8 protein-coding genes are annotated in these 12,260 nt (G+C 59.8%); 4 read left to right on the top strand and 4 right to left on the bottom strand.

The genetic code is table 11. The features are described 5' to 3' along the window. The first annotated feature begins 9 nt into the window (after window positions 1-9). From Pan181_RS06190 to Pan181_RS06175, 4 genes are all read left to right on the top strand, one after another. A complete protein-coding gene (locus Pan181_RS06190; protein WP_145246003.1) occupies window positions 10-1,293 on the top strand; it encodes a hydroxymethylglutaryl-CoA reductase in 1,284 nt (427 codons plus the stop codon). Between the two features lie 73 nt (window positions 1,294-1,366). After that, window positions 1,367-2,461: a DUF3419 family protein gene (locus Pan181_RS06185; protein ID WP_145246002.1), complete on the top strand. Its 1,095-nt coding sequence runs from the start codon at window positions 1,367-1,369 to the stop codon at window positions 2,459-2,461. Further along, window positions 2,461-3,834 carry a diacylglycerol/polyprenol kinase family protein gene (locus tag Pan181_RS06180; protein ID WP_145246001.1) on the top strand — a complete coding sequence of 458 codons (1,374 nt, stop codon included), beginning with the start codon at window positions 2,461-2,463 and terminating at the stop codon, window positions 3,832-3,834. The genes Pan181_RS06185 and Pan181_RS06180 overlap by 1 nt, the downstream gene beginning before the upstream one ends. A 190-nt stretch (window positions 3,835-4,024) precedes the next feature. Continuing rightward, window positions 4,025-4,750 carry a hypothetical protein gene (locus Pan181_RS06175; protein WP_145246000.1) on the top strand — a complete coding sequence of 242 codons (726 nt, stop codon included), beginning with the start codon at window positions 4,025-4,027 and terminating at the stop codon, window positions 4,748-4,750. A 104-nt stretch (window positions 4,751-4,854) separates the two neighbouring features. Here Pan181_RS06175 and Pan181_RS06170 read toward each other — a convergent pair whose 3' ends face one another. From Pan181_RS06170 to Pan181_RS06155, 4 genes are read right to left on the bottom strand one after another with little or no spacing between them, the layout of a single operon-like run. Further along, entirely contained in the window at window positions 4,855-7,620 is a 2,766-nt protein-coding gene (locus tag Pan181_RS06170) for a PEP/pyruvate-binding domain-containing protein (RefSeq protein WP_145245999.1), read from the bottom strand. After that, complete coding sequence (locus tag Pan181_RS06165; RefSeq protein ID WP_145245998.1) at window positions 7,614-8,582, bottom strand: UbiA family prenyltransferase; 969 nt, start codon at window positions 8,580-8,582, stop codon at window positions 7,614-7,616. Before Pan181_RS06165 ends, Pan181_RS06170 begins: the two co-directional genes overlap by 7 nt. Before the next feature lie 24 nt (window positions 8,583-8,606). Beyond that, window positions 8,607-10,277: an AMP-binding protein gene (locus Pan181_RS06160; RefSeq protein ID WP_145245997.1), complete on the bottom strand. Its 1,671-nt coding sequence runs from the start codon at window positions 10,275-10,277 to the stop codon at window positions 8,607-8,609. Continuing rightward, on the bottom strand, window positions 10,278-11,393 hold the full coding sequence (locus Pan181_RS06155; protein WP_145245996.1) for a hypothetical protein: 1,116 nt from the start codon (window positions 11,391-11,393) through the stop codon (window positions 10,278-10,280). Window positions 11,394-12,260 lie beyond the last annotated feature (867 nt).

Genomic DNA, 12,260 nt, shown 5'->3' with positions numbered 1-12,260 from the left:
CTCTAGGCGATGGCTCAGAACAGCGAACAATCTTTGCTCATTCTTCAGCGGCTGCTGGCCGATGGCGACGCCGAGGCGCTTCGCGAGCGGCATCGTCCTCGGTTGCCAGAAGAGCAGCCATTGCCGCCGCGGTTTCGTCACTCGGCGGCCAAGACTCCCGAGGCCATCGAGGCTCGACGGACCATCCTACGCGAGCAAGGCATTGCGATCGATCAGCTTTGCGGGTCCGACGACCGGATGGATCCTGAAACGCTCGAAGGCAACATCGAAAACTACGTGGGCCTGGCCCAGGTGCCGGTCGGCATCGTTGGACCGCTGCGGGTGAATGGGGCCTTCGCGTCTGGCGACTTCTACGTGCCGATGGCCACCACCGAAGGGGCGCTAGTGGCCTCCTACCAGCGCGGCGCGCAGGTCGTGAATCAAGCCGGTGGCTGCACCGCGTCGTGCCTGACCGAGTCGGTGATTCGCAGCCCCTGCTTTGTGTTCGACCGGGCGGCCACCGCAGGTGCGTTCCTCGCGCAAGTGCTGCAGCAGATCGACGAGTTGAAGCAGGCGGTCGAGAGCACCTCGCGGCATTGTCGGCTGCTGAATCTACGACCATCGCTGCTGGGCAAGGAGCTATATCTCATCCTCGAGTTCTTCCCAGGCGATGCGAGCGGGCAGAACATGGTAACGCTGGCGACCGAAGCCGTGTGCCGCACGATACTTGAGCGCAACAGCGTGACACCAACGCGGTGGTACATCGAAGGCAACTTATCGGGCGACAAGAAAGCGACGATGCTCGCGTTTTTGTCCGCCCGCGGCAAGAAGACCATCGCCGAGTGCGTGCTGCCCGAACCACTGGTGCGGCGGTACCTGCACACCACGCCGGAGGCGATGTTCCGCTACTGGCAGATTTCGGTGCTGGGGGGCATCCAAAGCGGCTCGATCGGCGTGCATGGCCATTACGCAAACGCGCTGGCTGCCATCTTTATCGCTTGCGGGCAGGACGTAGCTTGCGTAGCCGAGGCCAGCGTTGGGGCGACGCGGATGGACCTGACCGACGACGGGGAACTGTACGTTTCGGTCACGCTTCCGAACGTGATTTGTGGTACCGTGGGGGGTGGCACCCACCTGCCGACCGCGCGGGAGTGCCTGCAGATGCTCGGCTGTGTGGGCGAAGGCACCGCCCCGAAACTGGCCGAGATTATCGCTGCAACAGTGCTGAGCGGCGAAGTTTCGATCATTGGTTCGATGTCGGCCGGCGACTTTGCTCAGGCCCACGCGAGTTATGGTCGAAAAAAGAAGTCGTAGGGCCCGCGATGTCCGCTTCGCCCTCGACTTGGAACAACGGTACCTTCCCGTGTTAGTTTGAATTGAATTGAAGATGCCCAAGCAACTGAATGAGCGAGTCGACTTTTCGGGCGTGCGTTACGCCAATTGTTGGGAAGATGCCGACATCCTCTGCACGGCACTGAACCCACGCCCGGGTGCGCGGATGCTGTCGATCGCGTCGGCCGGCGACAACGCCCTGGCGCTGCTGGCCGAAGGGGCCGAAGTGGTAGCGGCCGATCTCAGTAGCGCGCAACTCGCCTGCGTTGAGCTGCGCCGCGCAGCGTTTCGCGAGTTGGACTACGAACCACTGCTGCGCTTCCTCGGCATCCACGACGACGACTCCCGCCTGGCGACGTTCGATCGCTTGAAGCCGCAGCTTCCCACCGAAGTGCAAGCCTACTGGCAGGCGCACCCCGAGTGGATCGAGCGGGGCATCTCGCACGTTGGCAAGTTCGAACGGTACTTTCATCTCTTCCGCGAGCGGGTGCTGCCGTGGGTGCATAGCCGCCGCCGCGTGGAAGCGTTGGTGGAAGAGAAAGACGCCAGCGGTCGACGGACGTTTTACGACCGACAGTGGAACACCTGGCGTTGGCGGTGGATGTTTCGCGTGTTCTTCAGTCGCACCGTGATGGGCCGCTTGGGGCGCGATCCCGAGTTCTTTCGTTACGTCGAAGGGAGCGTGGCCGATCGCATCCTCGCCCGGGCGGAGTACGCCCTTACCGAACTCACGACGCACGACAATCCGTATCTCGATTACATCCTGTTCGGCAACTACCGCACCGCCCTGCCCCGCTACTTGCGACGAGAGAATTTCGACAAGGTGCGCGAAGGGCTCGATCGGCTCATGCTAGTCGATGGCACCATCCAGCAAGCGGCCGAACAACATGGCGACGCGGGTTTCGATGGTTTTAACCTGTCGGACATTTTCGAATACCTCGACGACCAACTGTGCGAGCAGATTTTCTCGCTGCTCCGCGACAAGTGCCGTCCTCATGGCAGGATGGCCTACTGGAACATGCTCGCCCCGCGGACTCGGCCCGAATCGCTGGCCGATCGCTGGGAACCTCGCAACGAGCTGGCGAGTGAGTTGTTTGCTCGCGACCGCGCGTTCTTCTACAGTCGATTCGTCGTAGAGGAAGCCATTTGATGGACTGGCAGGCCGACCTACTTCCTGCGGCGCTGCTCGGCGGGGCTTTCGTGTTGCTTCTGGTGATTGCCGAAGCCTGGACCGTACTCGCCAGCCCCGCACCGGAGCGCCCTCGCAAGCTGGTGCATCTAGTGGGTGGGCTGATCTGCCTGAGCTTTCCCTGGTTGCTTCGTTCGCCTTGGACCGTGGGGGTGCTCGCGATAGGACTCACGGTGCTGTTCGTGGCAAGTCGCTCGCTTGGCATGCTCCGCTGTTTGCATGGCGTCGAGCGCAAATCGCGCGGAGTCGAGTACTATCCGGCCATGGTCTTCACACTCTTCTGGCTCGCCCACGAGCGTCCCTGGCTCTACGCCGCATCGCTGCTCGCGCTGGCCGTGGCCGACGCCCTAGCCGCGCTGGTTGGCAAGCGGTACGGGCGGATTCTGTACGAGGTCGACGACGAAAAGCGATCGCTCGAAGGCTCGCTCACGTTCTTTCTGGCCGCGCTCGTGGCGATTGGATTGCCACTGGTGCTCAGCAACGAAGCGACATTGCCATCGTTCTACGATCGGTTGCCGATTGCGGTAGTCACCGCGATTCTGGTAACACTGTTCGAAGCGATCTCGCGTCACGGGCGCGACAACCTGTGGGTACCGCTTGGCACCTACATGGTGCTCTCGCGACTCACCGGCGCGGCCGAAAACGAAGCCTACTACCAGGTGCTGAGTCTCTCGTCCGCCTGCCTGATCGTCGGAGTGCTCGGCATGTTTTCGCGGGCGCTCAACGTGGGGGCGACCCTGACGCTGATGCTCGCGGTCTACGGCTGCTGGGCGTTGGCTTCGTTCGATTGGGCATTGCCGCTGTTGAGCGCGGTGGTCGTTAGCTCGCTCGTCTGCATCTGGCTGCCGCCAACTTGGCCGCTGCGGGCGCGGGCCATGCTGCACATGGTATTGCCTGTGGTGCTGGTGGCGGCCGCTGGCGATTTGTGCGCAATTGCCGATCGCACGTACGCGTACGACTTGCTGTACGCTGCGTTCGTGGGAGGGTGCCTGATGGTGCTGGTGCAAAACCTCTGGCATGGCGAGATTCGCCGGCGACGGACCGGAGGGGTGCCGATGGCCGTGTGGTGCGCTGGCATCTCGCTGCTGGCGACGGGCGCCATCGCAGTTCCACTGTGGATCCGCGAAATCGGCATGACGCTGCAGTTCGCTGTCTTACTGCTAGCGATTGCCGCGATCGCCTGCATCTGGCACGACCGACTCTTCATGGGCTACGCCCCGCACACGCAGCGCCCCGCGCTAGTCGCCCGGCGACATCTCTCAATCGCCCTCGCCATGGCCGCGTGCGCGGCAATGCAAGCCAGCGGGCTCATTCCGCTGTTGAGCCCACGCTAGGGAGTTGGTGAATCGCGAGTTGACGCGATTCCGCACACCGGCATTTTTACACTATCCTATCCCCAATACGGACCTGCGATGCTGGCAACACAGTTCATCGGAATTGTCTCCTTGAAACCGTCTTGTTAAAACAGGTGAAGTTCGTTGGATAGTGGGGGTAATTCCTGAGAACCCATGGAAGAAAATAGGAATGAAATATCAATACCTACTGACAGTCGTTCTGTTGATCACTAGCTCAAACGTTACCGCTGCCATCATTTATGAGAGCGCGACATTGGGTACCACGGGGATTCCGCGGGAGGACGTGAGTTCGCAGATCGTGCCAGGGGCAAACATAAATCCCTATGTGTTCCAAGGAGTACGATTCGAGTTGACGCAGAATGTTGTGACGACTTCGATCGGAGGTCACTTCGTTGGGCCCTACAGCGAAGCAGACACCGTCTTCGGTGCCATCGTCGCGTTAGAAGGGCCGACCGATTTTCCCAATTCAAACGACCTCTCCACGCCAGACGTGCTTGGCACCACACTCATCACCGTGCCCCTGTTGTCGGATGACGTTTATGGCGACTTGGAGCTCAACCTTGCGCCAGGCTGGTACGCATTGGTGTTTGGAAGCGGCCTGTTTGAAGCCGAAGGACGAGGGGCCGCGGTGCTAAATAATACCGAAGTAGCTATTCCTGCATATATCGGACGGCAATTGGGTACAGAATGGTATGACTTGCGAAACACCGGTGGACGAGAAGGTCTTGTCAATTTCCGATTTACCCTCAATGGCACAGTAGTTCCCGAACCCTCTACACAAATGCTTCTAGCCGGTTTCTTTATCGCTCTAGTGATGCACTGCACGCTAGAGCGTAGATTCAATTCAAATACAGTCGGGTATCCACTGAGTAACACTTCCTTGAAAGAGACATGATGGGATTCTCCAAGAAACGCATCATGGTTCTTTACAACTCCCGTCCCCCAGCGAGCCCGCCCCCGATCCTGCAGCGATCTCTCGCGAGATGACTTTACTACCACCTACGACTGAGTTGCCGAGTCGCTCCCCGTGTCGATCACCTCGACGACGCCCGACTTCCCGTTCATGTGCACGGTGTCGCCCGACTTGACTCGATGTAGCAGGCCGCGGATGCCGACGACGGTGGGGATTCCCATCTCGCGGGCCACCACTGCGGAGTGGGAGAGCACGCTGCCGCGTTCGATGAGGATGCCGGAGACCGCTGGATAGAGTGGAACCCAGCCCGGATCGGTTCGCTCTGCAACCAGGATTTCACGGGCGAGCTGCACGTTGTCCGAAGGGTTGGCGATCACTTTCACCTCGGCGGTGACTTCGCCGGCGCAGACACCGATGCCCCGCAGTTGGCTATCGTCGCTGGTGGTCGCGAGGTCTTCGGGCTGGCGGAACTCGTTGCGATGGTACACCATGCCATGGGTGGTGAACCGTTCGTCGGGGGCTGGCAGCTCGTCGCGGTAGCGATCGAACTCGCGTCGGCGAAGCCCGGCCAGCTCGGCCAGGTCCGTGGTGACCGCGGTCCCCTTCACGTAGTCCCACACTTCGTCGAGCGTCAGGTAGAAGACATCCTCGCGATTCTCAAGCAGCTGCTCCTCGGCCAAACGGCCCCCCATCGCCCGCAGTAGCTCGCGGACCACCCCGTAGATGCGGGTGCGGGCGAAACGCATGTTCTCGCGGTTCTTCACCCCCAGCCGCGCCCGTTTGAGCACCCGCGTGAACAACCACCGCTTGATCGGTTTGCCTTTCAGCGACTCGGCCGCGCGTTGTTCGGCGGTGCTACGGATTTGCTGCTCGCGACGATGCATCGCTGCGACATCGAGTGCGGCCGGATCGTCGAGGGCCAGGTAATTGCGGAGCATCTGATAGACCACGTGCGGACGATCGCGCAGCGAGTACTCTTCGAGCTTCAGCTCATTCATGCAGCGGAAGCCATACAGGTCGAGATACCGCTGCATCTCAGCCTCGAACGCCTGGCAATCGTCGCGGCTGGCCACGCGGGCGGGGAGCGACTCGACGGGGTCGTGGAGGATCATCTCGCGGAGCTCTGGGTTGCCGCTGGACTGCTGGGCAAGGCGGAGCAGGAACTTGGCCGGCTCGGCGCTCTCGATGCCAGGCTCGCCGCATACCAGGTCGTTGCCCAGCGAGTCGGACTCGTCCTTGCACCAGTTTTTCGAGAGCTTCCGCAACAGCCCAAAGTAGATCATCACGTAGAAGTCGTTGATGATCGGCGCCTTCCAATTCCAAAGCAGGGCCGACTCCATCTCGTAGTAGAGTTTCATCAACTCGTGCGGCGGCAAGCTCTCGAAGTCCATCTTCCGCCAGCGATCGTAGTGCTCGTGAAAGTTACTTTCGAACCGCCCGACGATCGTCTTAATGCGGGCGAAGTTCCATGTCGAACGCACGAGCAGCGCGATGAGCTTGGGAAACTCGACGAACCACTTATTGAAGAAGCTCGCTTCGGGCTCTGGCTCGTCGAGCGTAAAGGCCTCTTTCACGCCCATCATCGACTCCATCGCCCGGCTGTTGTATTGGTAGCCAGGGAACAAGCGGATGAGCCGATACCAGTTTTTCAGGTTGTAGTACACGCGGCCGCGAAGCAGCCCCAGCATATTCTCGAACGTACCGCGATTCTGGCGGACCACGTCTTGCGAGATGCCCATCACCTCGGCGAAGCAGTGATACACGATCGTGTACGCCCGACGAATGAAGCTGAACGTCATTGGACTGGTGACACCGCTGTAGCTTTCGATGATATTCGAGTTGTCCCACAACAGTGGATGCCCCGCCGCAGGGCCATACTCCGGCACGCCGGCCACGGGTCGGGCTTGCAGCAGGTAGAGTTCCCCCGCGTGATCGAAGCAAAACTCCAGGTCTTGCGGCTGGCGATAGCGGTTCTCTAGATCGATCGCCAACTGCGTAACGTGCCCGATTTCGCTCTCGGTAAGACTCGCGTGCGTGCGAAGTTCACTCGGCGTCGGCTCGCGGCGCAGCCCAGCGTTGGTCGCGGCATCGAGCACCATGCGTTCCGGCTTCTCGGCCAGCTCGCTGGTGATCGCGTTGGTTTGTTTGTCGACCACAAACGTATCGGCGTCGAGCCCTTCGCTTACGAGTCCCTCGCCCGCTCCCCACAGGCTCGAGACCACGACTTTCGACGTGTCGTACGTCGCGGGATGACAGGTAAATGCGACCCCGCTGGTGCGGGCGTCGATCATCTGCTGCACGACCACCGCCATCGGTACCACGCGGATCCCCCGCTGCCCCGCGTGCCCTAACCGGTAGGCCAGCGCCCGCTCGTTGTAAGCCGACGCCCACACACGTTTTACCGCCTGACGCACCTGCTCGACGCCCTGCTGGAATAGGAACGAGTCGTGCAAACCGGCGAACGACAAATCGGCAGCATCCTCGTCGACCGCCGACGAACGAACCGCCAAGTGACTCGGTGCCATCGACTCGACGGATTTGTCCAACGCTTGCTCCAACTCACTTGGCAGCGGTAACTCGACAATCCGCTGTCGAATCCGCTCAGCCAGTTCAGCCAGCTGCTGACTCTCAGGCGTCAGTTTTTGCAGCTCATCGAGCAGCGATGCGAGTTGAGTATCGGCTTCCAACGCATTGGCTGCTGCGCTGGCGGGCACTACCACGAATGAGGGGACCTGAAAACCAGCAGCGGTTAGGTCGAGCAGGCGAAGTCCTTTGCCTCCCACCAGCAGTACGTCGGTGGTTGGCAATTGGGGAGTGACAAGCAATGGTGAGGAATCGGGCGAGTTTACCACGTGAAGGTTACTCCGAACTTACGAATCAATTCGATCGCCAAGGCCAGGTCGAAGGCAATGATGTACAGCCCGGCGACTCGCTCGAGGTGCTTGGCCGCCTTGGCGGTCATCTGGCGAATGAAGGCCACGTAGCTGGTGAGTGTGGCAAGAAACATGACGATCAACGCCAGGTAGAACCACATACTAAGTTGCAAATGATATCCCACCGCGGCCACCATGCCGGTGTCGATTACGCGAATCACCAGCACCGTGGTTGCGGCCACGCGGGGACCAAACAGGCTGCTGTAGGTATCGACTCCCTCGATCTCGGCCTCGGGGGCGCGGATCTTTCGCGAGATCTCCCAGTTGAACGTCACAAAGAATCCCACGAACGCGTACCACCAAAACCATGGCGGCGCGTTCCACAGGTACTCTCCCGTCGAAAAGCTGAAGGGAATCATCGCCAGTAGCGGCATGATCAGCATGTGCGACACCGCGTACCAGATGAATCGTTCGCCGAGCCAGCGGCTGCAGAAGAACTCCTTCAGCATCAACAGCGAATAGCCGAGCGCCACGCTCACTGCCACCAGCGCGGCTGGCTTGCCGAGCGGTTGCCATAGCCCGGCCAGCACGAGTTCGATGCCAATCGCAGCGATACCGAGCAACGTGAGTTGGCGAAGAGTCACCAGCCCCCGCTGCAGCACCCGTTCGGGATGATACTGGCAATCGTCGGCATAGTCCTTGTGCTCGTCGAACACTCGTAAATGGAAGAAAAAGCAGAACAGCACGATCGCTCCCATCAACGAACTGCGGTTGTAGTGCAGCGATTCGTCGCGACTGGTGAGCACCTGAGCGAGCAGCGAGTTCGAGGAATAGTAGCTGACGATCAGCACCCCATGCCCAACAAGCGGAAATCGCTCGTCGGCGTAGGCGAGCAATCGCCGCCAAAAGGGAGTTTCCGCGGTAAGTTCGCGATCCGACACGTGATCATTCCCCCTTGAGTCTAGCTACGTATTTCGCAAGTCTTTCGGCTTCCACCGGACAAAGTCGCGGCTGGCCCTGCTCGACTCTAGCTCCGTGCGCAGTCGGGCATAGTCGATTTTTGAGTTATGTCGCGGATCGACGGGCAAACGCCCTTCGGTCAAGGCGATCTCGTCCCACTCAACACCCCGCTTGGCAAGCCGATCGGCAATTGTGCGGGCAGCAGCGTCGGTAGCCCGCGAAATGCTCGCAACCACTACCAGCCGCTCGTCATGCACCGCATCTTCGATTCCCAAGGCGGCCACCTGTTCCACGGGATCGCCTGCAGCAATTTGCTCGACCACTTGGGGATGCACCAACACCCCGTCGCGGCGAATCGTGGAATGCACCCGACCGACCAACCAGAAACGCCCCAGGTGATCGAAGTAACCGGTGTCGCCCATCCGATGCCAAATGGTTCCATGGCGATCGACGATTTTGTTCGCCGCGACCGCCTGGGGGTTGCGAAAATAGTCGCGGCCTACGTGCTCGCCGGTTACCACCAGCTCGCCCACCTCTCCAGCAGGTACTTGCCAGTCGCTCCAGTCGTTTTCGTTGAGTTGGACCGGCGAGTCGACAATTCGAATGACTTTCGACTGCAACAAATCGGTCGGCTTGCCGACGCAATATCCATCATGGCTGGCGACTGGGTTGCTCGCGATTTCTAAGCGTTCGGCAGCAGGGATATGGGCGACCGGCTCAGCTTCGGTCGAGCCGTAGACCACCACGATTTCGACGTTCGGCAGTCGCTGCTGCCAGAACGTCAGCTGAGCATCGCTAACCGGTGCCCCACCGACCAGGATCCGGCGGAGCGAGCTCGGCGGACTGCTTCCTACTAGAGCTTTGCACATACGATCGATCAACGGCGGCGAGCCGGTGATGGTGGCAACTTGCTCACGTGCGATCTGATTCACCAGCGCCCCGCCATCGGCTTCGGCCACCTTGCGAAAGTCGATTTCGGGAACAATCGTCGGGATGCCCTTCGCCAGATTGTTGAGCGCGAACACGGGGAACATTGTCAGGTCAATGTCGGAATCGTGGTATGGAAACTCATGCTGCAACGCGGCGTGCTGCGCCAGCAGGTAGCCGTGCGTACGATTAGCCCCTTTCGGCTCGCCACTTGACCCGGTGGTGAACGTAATAAGTGCCGAATCGTCTCCCTCGACACCGGCGATGCGACCATCGCCTGCGGTGCTTAGGAGTTCCTCCAGCGAGTGACGAGCCGCCCATCCACCCCAACGATTGCCGGTAGTGACCGTGAGGGGAATCTGGCGAAGCTGCGAATCCATCCACCGCAGCAAATGAGCTTTGCCAATGCCGAAATAGGCCTTGGGCTCCGAGAAGGCTGCGAAGCGGGCGATCTGTTGCCGGGAGATCCAAGGGTCGACAAACACGGCTGCGGCCCCGATCTTGAGCACCGCCAACAACAACGTGTAGAGGTCGATCGACATGGGAATCATGATCACCGCGCGATCGCCCTGTTCGATGCCCAATTTGGAGAGTCCAGCCCCGACGCGATCGACACGACTCCAGAGGTCGCCAAACGTGATCCGCTGGGTAGAGTCGGCCCCGTCGCCCATGACAATCGCCTGTCGGTCGGCGTTGCGTTCCGCGGCTGCTTTCAGCAGGCTCACCACGTTGGCCTTGTCGTCCTGCACTTAAATGGCCCCTTCGAATTTGTACAAAGTGTAATGGCGAAGCATGGTACCGAGCCCCGCGTCGAGCCGGCTCGAGGGATTGTCGTCGTGAATCAAACAGAGATTCGCCCGCTGGAAGCCCATGCCGAGCATCTCACGATACACCTGCGCGACCAGGGCGACCCCCAATCCGGAATGCCGCTGACCAGGCACCACGCCTAGAGACTTGATATTGATCGCCTTGGCTCGGCGTTTGTGCATCACGAACCGCAGCTTCGCCAACCAACCGTCCTGCCCTCGCATGGCGACAGCCGCGTCGTGGTAGTCGTGCACCGCAAATACGAACCCCACGTCTTCTCCCTCAGGCGAGCAGGCGAACCAAACCAGTCGGCGATCGAGCAGCGAGCGGGCCGATTCGTATAGCTTGAAGAACTCGTCGGCCGAAATTGGTGAGTACAACTTGTTGGCAGCGAAGATGGCAAGCGACAAACGATAGAGTCGCTCGAGTTCGCTCTCGAACTGGTCAACACGAAACGGCTCAAGCACAAACCCGCGATTCACCGCTCGCTGGTGAATGGGCTCAAATCGCTCGAGGGCCGTGCGAACATCTTCGAGCTTCTTCGAGTGATAGGTTTCGAACGGTGCGAATCCCGCTTGCTGCCATAACGCAGGGTAGTAAGCTGGGTTGTAGGGCTCCATCAGAAACGGAGGATCGTCGAACGGCCCCGTGACCAAGCGATAGCGATGCCAGGTGTCGCCCTCCATCGGCCCGATGATTTCGGTCGCACCTTGTTCGCGGAGCCAGCGAACCGCCGCCAGCAACATGGCGACAGCCGCTTGCGGATCGTTATGCGATTCGAAGTCGCCGATGGTCGCCGGCAATACCGATGACTCTCCAACGGCCTGTGAATCTTCCGCTGGCAACCGGGCGACGAGTCGGCCAACGAACTTGCCTTGGCGTTCGGCCAGGAAGCACCGCTGGCGGCCGGCAAACTCGGGCCGTGTGAGGCTACGCTCCACCGATTTGCGAGTGGGCTTGGTGTAGTGCCGATCGCCGGCGTACACGCTGTTACTCACCGCGATGAAATCGGCAATCGCTTGCCGACTGTCGGAGACCTGCCGAACCTCGACCGTCACGTATCTATCTCCCTGATTGCAAAAGCCCATCGACGCAGTGCGGTTTATTCTCGCATAAGAGCGGCCCGCCTGCCACAGCGGGTGGGGAGTCTGGACCGGCTGGCCACAAAACATGGAAAACTGGGGTTGGGCCTAGCAAATAGAATCGGTTAGATATTGCGTTCTCGAATGTTGTGGGGAATGAATTCCTGGTGTCGTCTTTCGACGCGCCCGACAGTGACGTCACGCAGCACCAACTTCCGACTTACGGCAACCCTTTCCTAGGCAACCATTCCGCCAGCCAGCGATTGTCGCCGGACTCTAAGAGCACGATCGACGAACGGCTGGCCGGGCTTAATCCGATAAGTATTATCGAGTTCGCGATTCGGTTATGGCCGAGGCAAATACAATCGATAATATGCCACTAAAGAAGAATTGAATAGGTTCGAATGGCCACCTAGTACTTACCAACTAGGTGCTCACTGGTGGTCTCAATCTGCCAATCGATATCTTCTTCTCATCGCTGGCTGCTGATATCCGCGGTCGGGCTATCGTAATCGGTGTGCTCGATGTGATCGCTAGTCCTGATCAGTGCCAGATGAAGCACATTGAATCCTTGCAGTGCTTCCCCCTCCTTCGCGTTATTCCATCCAGGCGATCAAGTCACGCAGCGCATCATAGATCTTAAAGTTCACGAAATAGTCGCTGCTTACTGCGGTCAAAGAACCGTGTAAAGTCAACGCCATATATCCGGCGAAAGATCAATGAGTTGACTCAACACTCTGTCGAACTCGCCAACCTGTCCCGTTCCACCGACATCGGCGCCATGTTCCTCTATCGTAATTTTCTATCCGAGGATTCACGTCTATCATCAGAGCAGCCACTCAG

This window comes from Aeoliella mucimassa, assembly GCF_007748035.1.
Taxonomy (GTDB): domain Bacteria; phylum Planctomycetota; class Planctomycetia; order Pirellulales; family Lacipirellulaceae; genus Aeoliella; species Aeoliella mucimassa.
This window is presented reverse-complemented; position numbering and strand designations above follow the sequence as displayed.

What these genes read in the sequence shown, in the direction of transcription:
- Pan181_RS06180 (WP_145246001.1), top strand. Translation starts at nt 2,461, where the DNA reads ATGGACTGGCAGGCCGACCTACTTCCTGCGGCGCTGCTCGGCGGGGCT.
- Pan181_RS06190 (WP_145246003.1), top strand. Translation starts at nt 10, where the DNA reads ATGGCTCAGAACAGCGAACAATCTTTGCTCATTCTTCAGCGGCTGCTG.
- Pan181_RS06185 (WP_145246002.1), top strand. Translation starts at nt 1,367, where the DNA reads ATGCCCAAGCAACTGAATGAGCGAGTCGACTTTTCGGGCGTGCGTTAC.
- Pan181_RS06175 (WP_145246000.1), top strand. Translation starts at nt 4,025, where the DNA reads ATGAAATATCAATACCTACTGACAGTCGTTCTGTTGATCACTAGCTCA.